Genomic DNA, 18,663 nt, shown 5'->3' on the forward strand with positions numbered 1-18,663 from the left:
TCGTGCCGTGGCCCTTCCCGTTGTCCTGCTGGCGTCACCCCGGTCGTTCTGCGCCGGGGTCGAACGTGCCATCGACATCGTCGCCCGGCTCCTGGACCAGCGCGGTGGGCCGATCCACGTGCGGAAGCAGATCGTGCACAACACGCACGTCGTGGCCGAGCTGGAGGCGCGTGGAGCGGTGTTCGTGGACGAGCTGGATGCCGTGCCGGACGGGGCGACCGTGGTGTTCTCGGCGCACGGCGTGTCGCCGGCGGTGCGGGAGGAGGCGGCGCGGCGCGGGTTGGAGGTGATCGACGCGACGTGCCCGTTGGTGACGAAGGTGCACGCGGAGGCGAAGCGGTATGCCGCGCGGGGTGACACGGTGGTGCTCATCGGGCACGCCGGGCACGAGGAGGTCGAGGGCACGGTGGGCGAGGCGCCCGCGCAGACGGTGCTGGTGCAGAGCGTCGCGGACGTGGAGGCGTTGGAGGTGCCGGATCCGGCGCGGGTCTCGTACCTGACCCAGACGACGCTCGCGGTGGAGGAGACGGCCGATGTGCTGGCCGCGTTGCGGGAGAAGTTCCCGGCGTTGAGGGGACCTTCGTCGGCGGACATCTGCTACGCCACCACGAACCGGCAGGACGCGGTGCGTGAGGTCGCGCGTGACTCGGACGTGGTGCTGGTGGTGGGTTCGCGGAACTCGTCGAACTCGGTGCGGTTGGTCGAGACCGCCCGCCGGATGGGGACGCCCGCGCACCTGATCGACGACGTGTCGGACATCCGGGTGGAGTGGCTGGCCGACGCGCGGGTGGTCGGGCTGAGCGCGGGCGCCTCCGCGCCGCCGCGGTTGGTGGACGAGGTGATCGAGGCGCTGGGCGCCTGGGACGTGCAGGTGCGCGAGACCGCGCGGGAGACGATCCAGTTCACGCTGCCGGCGGCGGTGCGGCGGCAAGGACAGGCACCCGGTCAGCCCCTGCCAGAGCCGCGAACACCCGATCGGGCGAAAGGCACAACGGAACCCGACCGGGCGTGAAGCGAGCGCCAGGGCCAAGTCGGACGCCAGGCAAGCGGCAAGGCCCGGCCGGACCGTGAAAGGCGGCAGGCCTGGCCGAAGCGGCAGGGGCGCGAGAGTCGGCAGTGCCCGGCCAGCCCTCCCATAGGACCGGCCGGGCACCGTGTGGCGTCACTCGTACGAGACGGCCTGCAGGACGTTCAACCGGGCAGCGCGGATCGCGGGCAGGATCGCGGCCACCACGCCGACGCCGGCGGCGACCAGGAGGTAGCTGCCGAGTTGCGCCCACGGGATGCCGAGGTCGGTGATGCCGACGTCCTCGAGTGCCTGGACCGCCGCCACGCCGAGCGCCGTGCCGACCACCAACCCGAGCAGCGCGCCGAACACCGAGATCACCACCGACTCGACGGTGATCATCCGCATCACCTGGGCACGGCGCATGCCGATCGCCCGCAGCAGCCCCAGCTCACGGGTCCGCTCGATCACCGACAACGCCAGCGTGTTGATCACCCCGAGCACCGCGATGAGGATGGCCAGCGCGAGCAGGATCTGGATCATCAGCAGCACCGTGTCCAGCTGCGCCGCCTGTTGCCGCGCGTACGAGCTGAGGTCCTGGACGGAAACCTCGGGGTTGTCGGCGAACAGCGGCTCGATGCTCCGGCGCAGCGATCCCACGTCCACCCCGGCGTCGGCCTTCACGAACGCGCTGCTGATCTTCGCCAACGCCAGCTCGTCCACCACCGACCGGGGCAGGAACACGGCGTCGTTGACGACCCTGCTCTTGGCCAGCACGAACGCGACGGTGTACGTGCGCTGCTCGCCCTTGGTCGTCTGCACGACGACCGAGCTGCCCTGCCGGAGGTTCAGCGCGGTGGCGGCGACCTGGTCCAGTCCGATCTCACCCTCGCGGAGCGGGGCGATCGTGCCACCAGCCGCGTCCAGCCCGAAGATGCGTTCCATGGCGGGCACGTCGGTCACCACCACGCCGAACTTCTGCTGCCCGTCGAGCAGCACGGCGTCGTTGTACCAGCCGAACCCGGATTCGACGCCGGGCGTGGCGAGCACCCGGTCCATCCGGTCACCCGCGAACGCGCCGCTCGACTCGCCGTTGGTCGACTCGCCGGAGATGATCAGGTCGGCCTTGATCTGCGTGTCGGCGACCTTGGTGATGCTGGTCGTGGCCGAGGTGAGCACCACGCTCACGCCGGTGATCAGCGCGATCCCGACCATCAGCGCGGCGGCGGTGATGGCGGTGCGGCGCGGGTTGCGGGCGGAGTTGCGGCGGCCGAGCGTGCCGGGCACCGACCACGCGAGCAGCTTGCCGATCAGCGACACCACGGGCCTGCTGATCAACGGTGTCAGCAGCGCGACGCCGACGAACGACACCAGCAGCCCGGACATGATCAGCCACAGCGTGCCGTCGACGAACCCGAGGCCGAGCGCGCCACCACCGACCAGCGACAGCGCGGCACCGGCGACGGTCAACCGGGTCAACGGCCGGTCCGGCGTGGCGGCTTCGCGCAGTGCCGCGACCGGCGGGATGCGGGAAGCGCGCACGGCGGGCAGCAGTGCCGCCAGCACGGTGACCACGATCCCGACCGCGAACGACGAGACGATCGCCGACGTGGGCACCGCGATGCCGGCGAGCTGCATGCTTCCGCCGCCGAACGTGCTGAACAGCGTGGCCAGCAGCGCGCCGACGCCGATACCGGCACCCAACCCGACCACCGAGGCGATCACGCCGATGACCACCGCCTCGACCACGACGGAGGCGATCATCTGCTTGCGGCCGGCGCCCATCGCCCGCAGCAGCGCCAGTTCACGGGTGCGTTGCGCGACGATGATGGAGAACGTGTTGAGGATGATGAAGATGCCGACGAACAGGGCGATGCCCGCGAAGCCGAGCAGCACGTAGTTGAAGAACGCCAGGCCTTCGCCGATCTCGTCGGCGGACTCCTTCGCCAGCTGCTCGCCGGTCTTCACCTGGTACTCGTCACCGAGCGCGGCCTGCACGCGGTCGCGGAGCACGGCCTGGGTCACGCCGTCGTCGGCGCGGACCGTGACGCCGCTGTACGCGCCGGGCGTGCCGAGCAGGAGCTGCTGGGCGACGGGTTCGGTGAACGCGGTGGTCAGCTCGCCGCCGAGGGAGTCGCGGTCGCCGGGGTAGCCGAAGATCCCGGCCACGGTGAACGTCCGCTTCGGTTCCAGCGTGAGCACGGAGACCTGTTCGCCGACCGTGAACCCGCCGGTCTCGGCGAGGTAGGCGCTGATCGCCACCTCGTCGTCGCGTTGCGGGGCACGTCCTTCGCGCAGCTCTTCCTGGCCGCCGTCACGCCAGGCCGTGCCGAGCCGCGGTGCGCCGGAGGTCGTGAGCACCTTGCCGTTCTCGCCGATGGGCCGGGCGGACCCGATGACGTCGCCTACAGCCGTCCGCACGCCGTCGACCGACTCGACGGCCTTGAGGTCGTCGGCGGTCAGGGTGCCGGCGAGCGCGGCCTCGGGGTCGCCCGCGTCGACCTTGGCCCGCACCGCGACCTGGACGTCCACCTCGGAGTAGACGGTGGCGAACAGGTCCTTGAACGAGCGGTCCAGCGTGTCGGTCAGCACGAACGAGCCCGATACGAACATCACGCCGAGCACGACGGCCAGGCCCGACAGGACGAGCCGCAGCTTGCGCGCCAGCACGCTCTTGAGCGTCGCCTTCAGCATCACGCCACGACCAGCCGGTCGTCGCCGTCGAGGGACTTCATCGTGTCGAGCACGTCCGCCGCGGTCGGGTGGTGCAGTTCGCGCACGATGCGGCCGTCCGCCAGGAAGATGACCCGGTCGGCGTACGAGGCGGCGTTGGGGTCGTGGGTGACCATGACGACGGTCTGGTCGAAGTCGCGGGCGGAGCGCTGGAGGAACCCGAGCACTTCCGCGCCGGACCGCGAGTCGAGGTTGCCGGTCGGTTCGTCGGCGAACACCACTTCCGGCCGGGCCACCAGGGCACGGGCGCAGGCCACGCGTTGCTGCTGGCCGCCGGACAGCTGCGTCGGCCGGTGCGTGAGCCGGTCGCGCAGGCCCACGGTGTCGATCACGGTGTCGAACCACGCCCGGTCGACCTTCTGGCCGCCGATGGCCAGCGGCAGCGTGATGTTCTCCTCGGCGGTGAGCGTCGGCAGCAGGTTGAACTGCTGGAAGATGAAGCCGACCTGGCTGCGCCGCAGCTCGGTCAAGCCCTTGTCGCGCAGGCCGTTGACCTTGGTGCCGCCGATCCAGACGTCACCGGAGTCGATCGTGTCCAGGCCCGCGAGGCAGTGCATGAGCGTCGACTTGCCCGACCCGGACGGTCCCATGATCGCGGTGAACCGGCCGCGGTCGAACTCGACGCTCACCCCCGCCAGCGCCGTGACCGCGGCTTCCCCCGTGCCGTAGGACTTCCACACGTCCACCGCTCTCGCGGCGGCCCCCACGTTGCCCGTCACCGGTCCTCAACCCCTCTGCACCCCGGACGACCCTCGCCGTCCACACCGGGTAAATGTGTCGGAAGGGCGGGCGCCGGCGCGTCGGGAATCACCCCGGATTCGAGGTCGGGGTAATTCCCCTAGATCACGGTGAAAACCCCGACACAACCGGAAATCCCTCAATGGTCCCGGCGATCGGCGGCCGAACGGAGGGCGAACGGGAGGTGAATCGGGCCGATCATCCGATGCTTGCGCACACCGTGGACACCGCCCGGAAGCGACCGGCCACGGACCGTCGCGACGACACGCCGACTCTCCCACATGGCGGGAAAATCGAGACAGAGGCGCTGATCACTCGTAGGGTCTACCGGCGTCAGCGACCCTGACCCCGCGTGAACAAGATCAACTTGAGGAGCTGGTGTGTCGACCCTCCGGGTGCGCCCCTACACCAGAACCGGCGGTCGTACGCGCTCCGCGACCACGTTGGCCATCGAGACCATCGTGACGACGAACGAAAGGGCGGCGAGAGACGCCCTCACGTCGACCGCGGAACACCGCGTCATCAGCGATCTGTGCCGGAATCCGCATTCCGTCGCGGAAGTCGCGGCCACACTGCGGTTGCCGCTCGGAGTCGTGCGCGTTTTGTTGGCCGACATGTCCGACATGAGCCTGATCAACGTGCACGAGGATCGCGCGATCGACGAGAAGGGCCGTCCGTCACTGGAGCTGATGGAACGCGTCCTGATGGGCCTGCGCCGAATCTGAGCGCTCCCGCAACGCGTGGACGACCGCGGCCATGTCCTCCTTGCCGTGCCCCAGTTCCACCGTTCGGGTGAACAGGGCCAGGCAGGCGTCCAGCAGCGGTGAGGCGACCCCGGCGGCGCGGGCGGCACCGGCGATCAGCTGGTTGTTCCTGAGCACGTCGAGGGCCGCGGCCTGGGCCTCGAAGTCGTCGGCCAGGAGCTTCGAGGTCTTGGCGCGGGAGACCTTGCTCGACATCGGCCCCTTGTCCAGCACCTCGACCAGCGTGCCGAGGTCGAGTTGGTGCCGTTCGGCGAAGTGGAAGGCCTCGCTGAGACCGGTGGTCATGGTGATCAGGAACAGGTTGACGGCCAACTTCATCAGCAGGGCGTCGGGAACCTGGCCGCAGACCACGACCTCGGCGCACATCGGCGCGATCACCTCGCGCACCCGTGCCACGTCGTCGGGGTCTCCGGCGAGCATGCCGACGAGCTCGCCGGCCTCAGCCGGGCCGCGCGAGCCGGAGACGGGCGCTTCGACGTACTTGCCGCCCGCCGCCCGGATGTCGGCCGCGAGGTCCCGCGAGTAGCCCGGCGACGTCGTGCCCATGTGCACGACCGTGCGGCCGTCGACGTACTCGGCGAAGCGCTCCGTGCGGCGGTCGAGGACCGCGTCGATCGCGTCCTCGTTGGCGAGCATGAGGATCACTACCTCCGCAACGGCGAAAACCTCAGCCGGCGTCGCGGCAACCTCCGCACCCGCGTCCCGCAACGGCTCGACCCGGTGCGGCGACCGGTTCCACACCACGAGCGACCGACCGGACCTGGCCAGGTTGAGCGCCATCGGCTGCCCCATGATGCCGAGCCCGACGAATCCCACCTTCACCGCGACCTCCTCCACACGACGGCACCGCGCCGCCTCCCTGCCGCAATTCAACGCCGTGCCGCTACCGCTGTCTCGACCGGTGGCACGTTCCGCCCGCCGCGAGCGTTCAACTCAGGTGTTCCGAACGTAGGACACGCGCGGGCTGAGCGTTGGACTCTCGCGCGCTGGGCGTTGGACTCTCGCGGGGTTACGAGGTGGGGAGGCGGAGCAGGGTGGCGCCTTCCTCGGCGTCACGCACGACGAACTCCGTGATGTCGTGCCAACGCAGGCCCACCGAGGCCTGCAGCGTCACGGGATCCTTGGCCGGCCCGGGAGACGTGACCAACCACGAGCCGATGACCATCACCTCACCCGTGCGCGACTTCGCCACCAACTCGCACCGCGTGGGCCCCTTGGCGCCCTTCACCTCGACCTGCAACGACGTGCCCCAAGGCTCGGGGCTGGCCGAGAGCCGGCCGGACACCCCGGTCACGGGATCGGTGCGGCTGATGGTGCCCGACGCGTCCGGCGCGCCCTTCGCCACGTTGGACTGCTCCGGCACCGATTGGGTGGTGGGGGCGGCGACCGGGTCGGACGGTGCGGCGACGTTCACCGACACGACCGCGGTCAGCACGATCAGCACCGTCGCGGCGGCGGCGGCCAGCAGTGCGACGTTGCGGCGCTTGCGCGCCCTGGTTTCCGAGACCGAGTCGAGCATCGCGCGCACCGATCGGCCGTCCGGCCGCTCCCCCGCGTTGGCGCGCAGCATGCCGTTGGCGTCGGCCTCGTCGAGCAGATCGGGCAGTTGGGCGAAATCGCGCAGGTCGAGCGCACATCGACGGCACTGGGCGAGGTGGTTCTCGAACGCGTCGACCTCGTCCTCGTCGAGGACACCGAGGACGTACGCCGCCACGTCGACGTGGTTCGGCTGCGAAGTCACCTGCTCAGCCCCGATCCTGCAACGCACGCCGCAGGGCGCGGAGCGCGTAGTACACCCTGGACTTCACCGTGCCGGGCGGTACCCCGAGCACCGCCGCGGCTTCCCCGACGGTCCGATCCCTCAAGTACGTCTCGAGAATAGCCTCCCGGTGTTCCTCCGTCAGTCCGTTCATCGCTTCGGCTACGACTATGGCCGCCAGCGTGCGGTCCGCTTCGTCCCGCTGCGGGGCCTCGTCGGACGGCGTCAACTCCGACTCCTGCGGTCGGACGCTCCGCTTGCGACGGTCGTCGATGACCAGCCGCCGGGCCACGGTGAACAGCCAGGAGCGCAGCAGGACGGGGTCCCGCTCCAGCTTCTCGGCGTTGCGCCACGCCCGCACGAGCGTCTCCTGGACGATGTCCTCTGCCCACTGCCGGTCGCTGCCGGTCAGCCGCATGGCATGCCCGAGCAGCGCGCTGCCGAACTCCTGGTAGAGCCTGCGGATCAGCTCGTCTTCCAGGCTCAAGTCCGGCCAGGTGTGATCTCTTCGGGGGGAAGTGCTGCGTCTGTGCCGCGCCACGCCGAGCATCCAAGCGCGCCAAGGGCTGCCGCGTCGAGGGTTTGGCCGCAAAAAAAGTCGTTGTTTTGTTCGTGAACCGTCACCGCATCGTGTCCGTACTCCACGGTATCCGCTTCAAAGGCACGGACCAGCCACTCGGCGTCCGCTAGTCCTTTCGGCGGACCCGCCGGCAGGAGAAAGGACCAATGATGCGCAGTCGACGTACCCGGAGGGCGTTGCTGCCGGTTTCGGCCGCAGCGGCGTTGGTGCTGGTCAGCGCCTGTGGCGCGGTCGGGATCGACAACGCTGCGAGCCAGAACCCCGCGAACGGCGCCGGTTCCGGTTCGACGACTCTCCAACAACCGCCGGAATTCGGCAAGGAGCCGCACCAGATGCTGTCGGCCACCGAGTCGAAGCAGGTCGGGTGGTTCGTGGCGGACGCGGGCGGCTTCGCGCTGTACCGCTACGACAAGGACACCGCGAAACCGCCGAAGTCCACTTGCGACGGCGACTGCCTGAAGACGTGGCCGCCGGTGCTGGTCAGCGACCACACCATGACCTCCGGTGTCGACCCGACGCTGGTGGGCTCGGTGGCCCGCGCGGACGGCAGGAAGCAGGTCACGCTGGCCGGTTGGCCGCTGTACCGGTACACGGGTGACAAGAAGGCCGGCGACCTCACCGGCCAGGGCAAGGGCGGCACGTGGTTCGCGGTGACTCCCGAGGGCAAGAAGGCGCAGCCGAACGACGGCGCGGCGCCCGGCCAACCGTCCACCGGCGACGGCTACTAGGACGAGAAAACCATGTCAGCAAAGCGTTTCACGGCCGCCGTGCTGGCGCTGAGCCTGCTGGTGCTGCCCGCGCTGCCCGGTGTCGCGCACGCCGACGACCCGCCCGGGGCGGGGCCGGTGGAGCAGACGCCGCTGGGCCCGATCACCGCGCAGGACAAGGAACTGCTGGTCAAGGTGCGGCTGGCGGGCCTGTGGGAGATGCCCATGGGCGAGGAGGCGCAGACCCGTGCGGCCAGCACCAGGGTCAAGGAGGTCGGCGCGCAGCTGGCCAGTGACCACACGTTCCTCGACGAACGGGTGGTGCGGCTGGCGTCCCAGATGGGCGTGGCGCTGCCGGACGAGGCCAACGCCGACCAGCAGTCGTGGATGGCGGAGATGCGGGCGCGCACCGGCGCGGCGTTCGACGACTCGTTCGCCAACCGGCTGCGCGCAGCGCACGGCTCGATCTTCCCGGCCATCGCCACCGTCCGGGCCACCACCCGCAACGAGGCGATCCGGCAGTTCGCCCAGGTGTGCAACCAGATCGTGCTCAAGCACATGACCTTGTTGGAGAGCACCAACATGGTCACCGACATGGGCCTGTCCAAGCCGGTGGCCGCCGGCGTGGCGCCCGCGGCGGCGGTCAGCGCCGACCCGGTGCGCGCCTCGGCGCAGACACCCTCGGGCGGCCCGAGCGCTCTCGCCGTCCTCCTCATGTGCCTGGTGGGCGCGGTGGTGACGATCGCGATCCTGCGCCTGCTGCGGCCCCGTGCCGACGTCAAGTGAAAGGAGGTGGTGGACCGAGCGGAAACCACAGCGTCTCCCATCACGGGAACTTCCACACCCTCGAACCCGCCCGGCAGGTCGTGACCACTCCTGCGCGGCCCGCCGGGCGGGTCGACACCCTCCCACCGCCTGCGAGTTCTCTCCCGCCATCTCGGAGGTAAAGACCAGTGCTCACCCAGGTTCCGCTGCTGATCGCCCAGGCGACCGGCGGCGACCACGACGCCGGAGTGCGCCACGTGGCGCAGATCTCGGCGCGCCTGGCCTACGCGACCACGTGCGCCACCCTGTGCTGGGGCGTGCTGATCGCCACGGGCTGGGCCAACAAGATCTCCGGCAGGCAGGGGTTGCGCAACAGCCACATGGTGCTGGCGACGATGGCCCTGACGTTCGGGTCGCTGCACGCGTTCGCGTTCACCCTGTTGCAGCTCGGCGCTTTCTCGTACTTGAAGCTCCTGATCCCGTTCTACGACGGCGGACTGTTCCGGCACGCCCTGGGCATCCTCGGCCTGGAGATCATGCTGACCCTCGCGATCACCGCGGGTCTGCGCAAGAAGGTCTACTACCGCAAGTGGCTGCGGCTGCACCAGCTGGCCTACGTCGCGGTCACCGCCACCGTGGTGCACTCGTGGTTCGGCGCGATCGCGAACGGCAACCTGGCCGTGCTGTGGTTGGCGGGCCTGACGATCCTGGTGCCCACAGCGACCATCGCCATCGCCCGCTTCCTGCCGCCGGACTGGCTGGTGAAGCTGGGCATGCTGGAACCGGAGCCCGGTTTCGAGCCCGAGCCGGACGGCGCGGGCGGCAGCGCGTTGGACATCAGCGTCGACAACGAGCGCTGCCACCGCTACGGCATCTGCCAGGCCGAGGCGCCGGGGCTGTTCCAGCTGGTCGACGACGAGCGGCTGCGGTACGAGCGCCGGCCGCCGCCCGAGCAGTTCGCCAAGGCGCGGGCCGCCGCGCGGGCCTGCCCGATGCGCGCGATCGAGCTGCGGGAGCGTGTCCGGTGAAGAACGAGGAACGCGTGGTCATCGCGGGCGGCGGGCTGGCCGGCCTGCGCGCGGGCGAACGGCTGCGGGAGCTGGGTTTCCGCGGCGAGATCGTGATCGTGAGCGCGGAGCGGCACCTGCCCTACCACCGGCCTGCGCTGTCCAAGGAGGCCATCAACGGCGAGCTGGTCGCGTCGGACCTGCGGCTGACCATCAGCCGCGAGCTGGACGCGGTGTGGCGACTCGGCACGGCGGCGACCCACCTGGAGCCGGACCGGCGCGTGGTGGGCCTGCCCGGTGGCGAGGAGCTGCGCTACGACGGGTTGATCATCGCGACCGGTGTCGAGCCGCGCCACCTCGCGGGCGCGCCGCGCCAGGACCCGCGCATCCACGTGCTGCGGACCGTGGACGACGCGATCGCGATCAAGCAGGCGATCAACTCCACGCAGGGCCTGGTCGTGGTGGTCGGCGGCGGGCTCATCGGCTGCGAGATGGCCGCGTCGGTGAAGACGATGGGCCGTGACGTGGCGATCGTGAGCCGGTCGTCCACGTTGCTGGGCAGCGCGGTCGGCAAGAACATCGCCGACACGGTCACCGAGGCGCACCGGGTGCGCGGTGTCCGGATGGCGATGGGCGTGAAGATCCGGCACTGGGTGCGGCAGGCGGGCGGGGTGGCGATCCACCTGTCCGATGGGCAGGTGTTCTTCGCCGCGGTCGTGGTGATCGCGGTGGGCGCCTCGCCGTCGGTCGCCTGGTTGCGCGGGTCGGGGCTGGTGCTGGAGGACGGTGTGCTGTGCGAGCCCACGTGCCACGTGGTCGGCGGGTCCGACGTCGTGGCCGCGGGTGATGTCGCGCGGTGGCCGAACCTCCGGTTCGGAGGGCAACCGCGTCGGGTGGAGCACTGGCTCAACGCGGTGGAGATGGGGCGGGCGGCCGCGGAGAACCTGTTGGCGGGCAGGGAGAATTCGCGGCCGTTCACCCCTGTTCCCCGGTTCTGGACCGAGCAGTACGGGATGCGCATCCAGGGGTCCGGCCTGCCCGCGATGGGCACGGACACGACGACGTTGGCCGGTTCGCAGAAGGACCACCGGACCATCACCGGGTTCATCAGCGACGGGCGGTTGGTCGGGATGGTCGGGCTGGACGCGCCGACCGCGATGATCAAGCTGTCGACGGAGCTGTGGCGGCAGAACCGGGTGACCGCGAGCGGCCCACAACGCCGCCCGCCGCAGCACGTGCCGCACACCGCGGCACCCCAGGACGCCCCGCGGTCGGTGGCACCGGCACAAGTGGCACCGGCACCGGCGCCAGTCGCGGCAGCACCAAGTCGACCGCGGGAGTCGGTCCGGTTCGAGGCGCCGCGCACACGGTCGGTGCCGACGCGGTCGGAGCAGTCCCAACGGTTCGAGGCCGTGCGGTCCGAGGCGTTGCGGCTGGAGAACGCGCTGCTGCGCGAGGCGGCGACCCGGGTCGAGGCCGCGCGGTCCGACCCCGGCCCCACCCGCACGCAGTTCTCGGACCCGGTCGAACTGCCCCGCCTACCGCGCCAACAGCAGGAGTCCCAACCACTGCCCTTACCGCCGTCTCACGCGCCGGTCGTGCGATCACGCGGACAGGGCCGGTCGTTGGCGCGCACCGGTCCGAGGGCCAGACCCCGTTGAGACGCGGCTTCGCGGCACCGAAGGCGCGCACGCGTCGACCGGGTCACGTCGTGATGAGGTACAGGCAGTGTTCGACGCCCAGTCGTTCACAAACTATTCGCGTGGTGTGAAATATTCAGACATCCGGGACAGATTGACGCAAGTTTACCTCTCCGCCAGGCTCCAGTCCCGTCCCCAACCCGGTCTGGAGGTCCCTGTGCTCCGACTAGTCTCCTATCTGGCGTCGTTGGCGCTCGTCGCCGTCGTTCTCGTCACCGGTGGCGGCACGGCGCAAGCCGACGGCTGCTACACGTGGAACCGAAACCTGTCCCAGGGCGCGTCCGGCGAGGACGTGCGGCAGTTGCAGATCCGACTGTCCGGCTACCCCGGCTACGGCGCCGTGCTCGGCCTCGACGGCTCCTTCGGCCCGGCGACGCGCTCCGCTCTCGTGCGCTTCCAGCAGGCTTACGGCCTGGCGGCGGACGGGGTGGCGGGTCCCGCCACGTACTCGAAGCTCTACGCGCTCCAGGACGACGACTGCACGCCCGTCAACTTCTCCTACGCGGAGTTGAACAACTGCAACTCGACGTGGGGCGGTGGCAAGGTCTCGGCGGCGACGGCGAAGTTCAACGCGCTGGTGTCGATGTGGAAGCTGCAGGCGATGCGGCACGCGCTGGGCGACCAGGCGATCCGGGTCACCAGCGGCTTCCGCAGCATCTCCTGCAACAGCGCGGTCGGCGGCGCGTCCGACTCGCGGCACCTGTACGGCGACGGGGTCGACCTGGGCGCGGGCCCGCACTCCCTGTGCCGCTTGGCGCAGCAGGCCCGCAACCACGGCTTCAACGGCATCCTCGGCCCGGGCTACCCCGGTCACAACGACCACACCCACGTCGACCACCGGAGCAGCCGCTTCTGGTCGGCGCCGTCCTGCGGCATCTGACCGGTCCGCCAGGGCGGTCATCCGGCAGGCCGCGGGTTTCACCCCTCGCCCCGCGGCGCCGTCATCGCGGGTCCCGCGCGAACCACCCCTTCACGGCGGGATCGGCTGGAGGAACCGGAGGCCGCGGGTGGGCTGCCACAGCCCACCCGCGGCCTCCGGCGCGCCCAGCGGCGTTAAGGTTGGGCGGGCGAGACGAGGGGGCGCAATGGGGGCGCGATCCGGCTTAGCCGACTTCGGTCGGTACGAGATCCGCGAGCTGCTCGGACAGGGCGGCATGGGCGTGGTGCACCGCGCCTACGACACGGTCAACGACCGCGTCGTCGCGCTGAAGCGCCTCTCCGCCTCCACCACCGACCACGAGTACCGCGCCCGGTTCCAGCGCGAGTCGCGCATCGCCGCCGCGCTCCGCCACCCGAACGTCGTCCCGGTCAACGACTTCGGCGAGGTCGACGGCCACCTCTTCCTCGACATGATGCTGGTCGAGGGCACGGACCTGCGCCGCGCGCTGGGCACCAACGAGGTGGACCCGGTGCGGGCGTTCGGGATCCTCGCGCAGGTCGCCGCCGCGCTGGACGCCGCCCACGAGCGCGGCCTGGTCCACCGGGACGTGAAGCCGTCCAACATCCTGGTCACCGCCGACGACCACGCCTACCTGGCCGACTTCGGCATCGCCCGGGAGACCTCGCCCGAGGCCACCGCGCTGACCCGGTCCGGCGACCTGGTCGGCTCGTGGGACTACCTGGCCCCGGAACGGCTGTCCGGTGGCGCGGTCGACGGGCGCGCGGACCAGTACTCCTTGGCGTGCGTGCTGTTCGAGTGCCTGACCGGCCGCCTGCCGCACGCGGCGACCGACCCGGCCGCGAAGGTCGCCGCCCACCTCCTCCAGCCGCCGCCCGCGCCATCGGTGTTCAGCCCGACCGTCACGCCCGCGCTGGACGCGGTGGTCCTGCGCGGCCTGGCGAAGGACCCGGCGCGGCGGTTCGAGTCGGCGACGGCGCTGATCACGGCGGCGCGAACGGCCGCGTTCGCCGGTGAGACCGCGGTGGCCGCCCGGCCGACGTCACCGGCACCGGGTGACGACCAAGGCCGGTTGGTGCGCGCGATCCTGCGTTCCGCCAACCGGCCGCGCACCTCCCGCCCGCACGCGTCCGCCACGCCGTACCCGGGCCTGAGCGGGTTCGAGCGGGACGACGCGGATCTCTTCCACGGCCGCGCGGACGTCGTCACCGAGCTGCTGGTCCGGTTGGCCGAGCAGGTGCGCGGCGGTGAGCCGGTGGTGCTGGTCGGCGCGTCCGGCGCGGGCAAGTCGTCCGTGCTCAGGGCCGGCCTGCTGCCCGCGCTGGCCGGTGAGGCCGACGAGACGTGGCCGCAGGTCGTGCTGACGCCCGGGGTGGACCCGATCGGCAACCTGGCCGCCGCGATGGCCGCGCACACCCCGCTCGGCGCGGCGGAGTGGGCACGGCTGGTCTGGGAGTCGCCGCTGCGGTTCGGCGAGGCGTGCGCGCGCACCACGCGGCCGGTGATCGTGGTCGACCAGTTCGAAGAGGTGTTCAACGCGCCGGAGGCGGACCGGTTGGCGTTCACCACCGCGCTGACCGCCGCACGGCCCGCGATGGTGGTGCTGGCCGTCCGCGGTGACCTGGTGGACCGGTGCATCGAGCTGGCGCCGCTGCGGCCCGCGCTGGCCGCGCCCGTGCTGCTGGGACCGCTGGACGCGACCGGGCTGCGGCAGGCGATCGTCAGCCCGGCCAAGGACTTCGGCGTCGACGTGGAACCGGGCCTGGCGGAGCGGATGATCGCCGACCTGGGTGTGCGCGGCGAGATCGGCTACGACCCCGGAGCGCTGCCCCGGTTGGCGCACGCGCTGCGCGAGACGTGGCTGCACCGCGACGGACCGGTGCTGACGCTGGCCGCCTACCGCCGGGCGGGCGGCATCGACGGCGCGGTGTCGCGCACCGCCGAGGAGATCCACGCCGCGCTGGACCCGGCCGGGCGGCAGGCGTTGCGCTCGATCCTGCTGCGGCTGGTGGCGGTGCTGGACGACGGCGCGGTGGTGCGGCGGCGGGTCGACCCGGCCGAGTTCGCGCCGCAGCGGCACGTGCTGGACCGGCTGATCGCGGCACGGCTGGTGACCGTGGACGGCTCGGGCGCGCGGCTGAGCCACGAGGCGCTGTTCACCGCGTGGCCGCGCCTGCGCGACTGGATCGAGGAGGACCGCGCCGGACTGGTGCAGCACCGCCGGTTCACCGACTCGGTCCGGGCCTGGGCCGAGTCCGGGCAGCACGACGACGACCTGTACCGGGGCGTGCGGTTGACGGCGCTGACCGGGTGGCTGGAGTCGGCGCGCGACCGGGTCCGGTTGCAGCCGGTGGAGCAGGAGTTCCTGGCCCGGTCGACGGCCGCGGAGCACGCGGGTCAGCTGGCGGCGCGCAAGCGCACGAACCGGTTGCGCGGCCTGGTGGTGGCGTTGAGCCTGCTGCTGGTGGTCGCGTCGGTGGCGGTCGTGGTGGCGACGCGGTTGCAGCAGTCGGCACAGGCCGAACGGGACCGGGCGGACCTCGGCAGGCAGCAGAACCTGTCGCGGCAGCTGGCGGCGGAGTCGGCGCTGGCCCGGCTGGTGGACCCGCGGCGGGCCGCGTTGGCCGCGCTCGGGTCCTGGCGGGCGAGCCCGACCCTCGAAGGCCGCAGCGCGCTGCTGTCCGCGATCACCGACGCCTACCGCGGCCGGATGACCGGGCACGACGGTGCGATCAACGCGCTCGCGGTCAGCGGTGACGGCACGGTCGCGGCGTCCGGCGGCCGGGACGGCACGCTGCGGCTCTGGGACCTGCCCGCGCGCCGCGAGCTGGCGGTGCTGGACGACAGCAAGGACGGCTGGTACCGCACGGCGGTGATGAGCACCGATGGCCGCTTCCTCGCGACGGCCGACGTGACGTCGTCGAAGGTCGAGCTGTGGGACGTGGCGGCGCGCAAGCGGGTGTTCACCGTGCCGGAGCGGGCGGTCGACACGGCGCTCTCGCCGGACGGCGGCACGCTCGCCGCCTACACCGATCGCGGCGTGGTGGTGTGGGAGACGGCGGGGTTCACCGAGCGGGCGGTGTTCGTCGTGCCGCCGTCCATCCGGATGGTGATCTCGCCGGACGCGAAGCTGATCGCGACGACCGAGGGCAACGGCGTGCAGGTGTACCGGACGGCGGACGGCGCGCGGGTCGCCACCCTGACCGGGCACACCGCCGAGGTGCAGTCGCTGGCGTTCGCGCCCGACACCGGGCTGCTGGCCAGCACCGGGATGGACGCGGCGGTCCGGTTGTGGGACACCACGACGTGGACGGCGCGCAGGGTCATCGACGCGCCCGAGGCGGGGATGAGCTCGGTGGCCTTCACGCCGTCCGGCTCGGCCGTGGTGGGCGGCGCGGTGGGCGCGAACGTGTACTCGTGGGACGTCGCGACCGGCGAGATGCTCACCCAGTACGCGACGGGTTCGGTGACCACGTTCGCCGTGGCCATGACCGCCGAGGGCCGCACGCTGCTCAGCGCCGACTCGACCGGCGTGATCACGGTGTGGACCTACCAGCGGACGGTGCTCGGCACGCGCGACTACTCCGTCCTCGGGGCGGCCTTCCAGCCCGGAGGGGAACTGCTCGCCACCACCAGCGGCGACGGCGCGGTGCGGCTGTGGGACCACCGGAACTCACGGCTGGTGCACGAGACCGAAGGACACCAGGACGACGCCTACGACGTGGCGTTCAGCCCGGACGGCGCCGAGCTCGCCACCGTGGCCGAGGACGGCACGCTCGTGGTGTGGAAGGCGGACACGGGCGCGGAGGCGCGCCGGTTCTCCCGTCCCGGCACGGAGTTCACCGCGGTGACGTTCAGCCCCGATGGCCGGACGATCGCCGTGGCGGGCCGCACCCCGACCGGGTCGAAGGAAGACCGCGACGAGGTGCTGCTGTTCGACGCGGCCGACCTGGAGCTGACCCAGCGCCGGTCGACCAGGGAGGAACCGCGCAACACGCCGGTCGACGGGCTCCAGCCCAACTACCCGGCCTCGACCTCGTTCAGCCCGGACGGCCGCACGCTCGCGGTGGCGTTGTCGGGCGGCAGGATCGGTCTGTGGGACCTGGTGGACCCCGGCTCGACGTGGACCGTGCTGCCCGGCCACGACGGCATCGCGATCGACGTCGAGTTCAGCCCGGACGGCTCGCTGCTGGCCACGGGCGGCGGCGACCGGCTGGTGAGGCTGTGGCGGGTCAAGGACGGCGTCGAGGTCGGCACGTTCACCGGCAACGACGCGCCGGTGCGCCGGGTCGCGTGGAGCCCGGACGGCAAGACCCTGGCCACCGCGAGCCAGGACACGGTGGTGCGGCTGTGGGAGGTCGACGGCGGGCGGCAGGTCGCGCGGCTGGACCGGCACGGTGCCGAGCTGAACGACGTGGCGTTCGACCCGTCCGGCGAGCTGATCGCCTCGGTCGGCGCCGACGGCACCGCCCGCCTGTGGGAGCTGCGGACCGACCACGCGGTCGAGGTGCTGTGCGGCGCGCTCGACCGGGAGTCGCTGGCCGAGGAGTGGCGTGCGCTGGGGCCGGACCGGGGCGACCCGCCCGGCTGCCCGGAGTAGCGCCGTGCCCAGGGTGGTGGTGCGCGGCGCGGGCCTGGCTTCGGTGGTGCTGGGGCCGGGCGAGTCGCTGCTGTTCGGACGCGCGCCGCACGACGTGGTCGGCCCGGCGCGTCCGGGTCGGGTGGTGGTGGCGCTGCCGGACTGCGCTCCGCACGTGTCGCGGCTCGTCGGCGAGCTGGCGGTGGGCGCGGACGTGGTGTCGCTGAAGTGGCTGGGCGCGGGCGAGGCGCAGCTGTCGAGCCTGTTCGACGCGCCGGGCGGTGCGCGGCGGGTGATCCTGACCCGGTCGGCGTCGGCGCTGCTGGACGCCGGCGAGAACCAGGTGGTGCTGCTGCTGGGCAGGCGCGGCGCCGGGGACGGGTTCGCCGACCTGCTGATCACCATCGACGTGGAGCACTCGCCGGTGACGCCGGACGTGCCGTTCGGGTCGGCGGGCGGCGACACGCGGACCGGCCCGGGGCTGGCGCGCGGCGGGCGGGACTGGTTCGTCGCGCTGGCGTTGTGCGAGCCGTGGCTGGTCGGCGCGGACGACTACCCCCGGCCGCCGTCGAACCGGGAGATCTTCGAACGGGTCCGCGAGTGGCACGGCTACGCCTGGAACCTGCACCGGCCGCAGCGGGTGGACGACGCGATCCGGGCGATCTCGGCGATCGCGTTCGGCGCGGCGGACGACCCGTTCCTGGCACCGCACGAGGGACGGTTGCAGAACGTGCGCTTCGCGGTGGCCCGTCGTGCCGCCGAGGTCCGCCTGGTCACCGCCGCGGACCTGGCCGAGGTGACCAGGACCGCCAAGGCCCGCAACCCACCCGCCACCTGACCCGCCGGGTCAGAGCGGTTCGGTCGCCGGTAGCCGGATCCAGCCGGCGGTTCCGGCACTGAGCACCACCACACCGCCGGACAGCTTCGCGTCCTCGAAGTCGACCTTGCCACCGGAGAACGCCGTGCTCCCGAAGTCGACCACCCCAACGGCCAGGGTCACGTACCGGAAGTCGATGTCTCCCCCGGACATCCGCACGTCGGTGAAGTCGACGTGCCCGTCGCGGATCTCGGCGGTCATGAAGTCGAGGGAGCCACCGGCGATCCGCGCGTCGCTGAACGTGATCTCACCGCCGGAAACCTCCGCGCCCGCGAAATGGGTGTGGCCGCCGGAGAACTTCGCACCGCGGAAGTCGATCCGGCCGCCGGAGAACGTCGCGTCGTGGAAGATCAGCTCGGTCCCGGGCCCGATGTGTACCTCCTTCAGGTCGCCGCCGTCGAACGCGGCCCCGGTGAAGTCGAAGGTGCGGCCGTTCCACGGCACCGGGGCGTCGGCGGCGCAGGTGCGCAGGTGCGCGGCGACGACCCGGATGACGCGCATCGCTGCCCTCCTCCGGTCGGTGACTGCCCATGATCGTGCCGTACGCCGA

At 71.8% G+C, this 18,663-nt stretch carries 15 protein-coding genes; 9 read left to right on the top strand and 6 right to left on the bottom strand.

Annotated features, from left to right (window positions below):
* Positions 1-7: 7 nt before the first annotated feature.
* Positions 8-1,012, top strand: coding sequence for a 4-hydroxy-3-methylbut-2-enyl diphosphate reductase (ispH, locus tag B0I31_RS13575; RefSeq protein WP_106615706.1), 1,005 nt, complete (start codon positions 8-10; stop codon positions 1,010-1,012).
* A 150-nt stretch (positions 1,013-1,162) separates the two neighbouring features.
* On the opposite strand, the gene B0I31_RS13580 is transcribed toward ispH, so the two are convergent.
* Together B0I31_RS13580 and B0I31_RS13585 are read right to left on the bottom strand one after the other, a co-directional pair.
* Positions 1,163-3,700 (bottom strand): ABC transporter permease, encoded by a 2,538-nt coding sequence (locus B0I31_RS13580; protein WP_106615707.1) that lies wholly within the window; start codon positions 3,698-3,700, stop codon positions 1,163-1,165.
* Positions 3,700-4,458: an ABC transporter ATP-binding protein gene (locus B0I31_RS13585; RefSeq protein ID WP_106615708.1), complete on the bottom strand. Its 759-nt coding sequence runs from the start codon at positions 4,456-4,458 to the stop codon at positions 3,700-3,702. Before B0I31_RS13585 ends, B0I31_RS13580 begins: the two co-directional genes overlap by 1 nt.
* Before the next feature lie 399 nt (positions 4,459-4,857).
* On the opposite strand from B0I31_RS13585, the gene B0I31_RS13590 reads away from it, so the two are divergent.
* Positions 4,858-5,202, top strand: coding sequence for a DUF742 domain-containing protein (locus tag B0I31_RS13590; RefSeq protein WP_106615709.1), 345 nt, complete (start codon positions 4,858-4,860; stop codon positions 5,200-5,202).
* Here the strand turns inward: B0I31_RS13590 and B0I31_RS13595 are convergent.
* The 3 genes from B0I31_RS13595 to B0I31_RS13605 form a co-directional block, all read right to left on the bottom strand.
* Positions 5,155-6,063: an NAD(P)-dependent oxidoreductase gene (locus B0I31_RS13595; RefSeq protein WP_106615942.1), complete on the bottom strand. Its 909-nt coding sequence runs from the start codon at positions 6,061-6,063 to the stop codon at positions 5,155-5,157. The genes B0I31_RS13590 and B0I31_RS13595 overlap by 48 nt on opposite strands.
* A 187-nt stretch (positions 6,064-6,250) precedes the next feature.
* Entirely contained in the window at positions 6,251-6,982 is a 732-nt protein-coding gene (locus B0I31_RS13600; RefSeq protein ID WP_106615710.1) for an anti-sigma factor, read from the bottom strand.
* 4 nt (positions 6,983-6,986) lie between these two features.
* Positions 6,987-7,550: a sigma-70 family RNA polymerase sigma factor gene (locus tag B0I31_RS13605; protein WP_106615711.1), complete on the bottom strand. Its 564-nt coding sequence runs from the start codon at positions 7,548-7,550 to the stop codon at positions 6,987-6,989.
* 179 nt (positions 7,551-7,729) lie between these two features.
* Here B0I31_RS13605 and B0I31_RS13610 point away from each other — a divergent pair, with 179 nt between their 5' ends.
* The 7 genes from B0I31_RS13610 to B0I31_RS13640 all read left to right on the top strand — a co-directional run bounded on the left by B0I31_RS13610 (position 7,730) and on the right by B0I31_RS13640 (position 18,074).
* A complete protein-coding gene (locus B0I31_RS13610; protein ID WP_181320149.1) occupies positions 7,730-8,308 on the top strand; it encodes a hypothetical protein in 579 nt (192 codons plus the stop codon).
* A gap of 12 nt (positions 8,309-8,320) precedes the next feature.
* Complete coding sequence (locus B0I31_RS13615) at positions 8,321-9,073, top strand: DUF4142 domain-containing protein (RefSeq protein WP_106615713.1); 753 nt, start codon at positions 8,321-8,323, stop codon at positions 9,071-9,073.
* 167 nt (positions 9,074-9,240) lie between these two features.
* Positions 9,241-10,080, top strand: coding sequence for a ferredoxin (locus tag B0I31_RS13620; protein WP_106615714.1), 840 nt, complete (start codon positions 9,241-9,243; stop codon positions 10,078-10,080).
* Positions 10,077-11,720: an NAD(P)/FAD-dependent oxidoreductase gene (locus tag B0I31_RS13625; RefSeq protein WP_181320150.1), complete on the top strand. Its 1,644-nt coding sequence runs from the start codon at positions 10,077-10,079 to the stop codon at positions 11,718-11,720. Before B0I31_RS13620 ends, B0I31_RS13625 begins: the two co-directional genes overlap by 4 nt.
* 196 nt (positions 11,721-11,916) lie before the next feature.
* Positions 11,917-12,639 carry a D-Ala-D-Ala carboxypeptidase family metallohydrolase gene (locus tag B0I31_RS13630; protein ID WP_106615716.1) on the top strand — a complete coding sequence of 241 codons (723 nt, stop codon included), beginning with the start codon at positions 11,917-11,919 and terminating at the stop codon, positions 12,637-12,639.
* 205 nt (positions 12,640-12,844) lie between these two features.
* Positions 12,845-17,257 (top strand): nSTAND1 domain-containing NTPase, encoded by a 4,413-nt coding sequence (locus B0I31_RS13635; protein WP_106615717.1) that lies wholly within the window; start codon positions 12,845-12,847, stop codon positions 17,255-17,257.
* Positions 17,258-17,261: 4 nt separating this feature from the next.
* Positions 17,262-18,074, top strand: coding sequence for a hypothetical protein (locus B0I31_RS13640; protein ID WP_245949868.1), 813 nt, complete (start codon positions 17,262-17,264; stop codon positions 18,072-18,074).
* A gap of 9 nt (positions 18,075-18,083) precedes the next feature.
* Here B0I31_RS13640 and B0I31_RS13645 read toward each other — a convergent pair whose 3' ends face one another.
* Positions 18,084-18,614, bottom strand: coding sequence for a hypothetical protein (locus B0I31_RS13645; protein ID WP_106615718.1), 531 nt, complete (start codon positions 18,612-18,614; stop codon positions 18,084-18,086).
* Between the last annotated feature and the right edge of the window lie 49 nt (positions 18,615-18,663).

The organism is Saccharothrix carnea (assembly GCF_003014735.1).
GTDB lineage: Bacteria > Actinomycetota > Actinomycetes > Mycobacteriales > Pseudonocardiaceae > Actinosynnema > Actinosynnema carneum.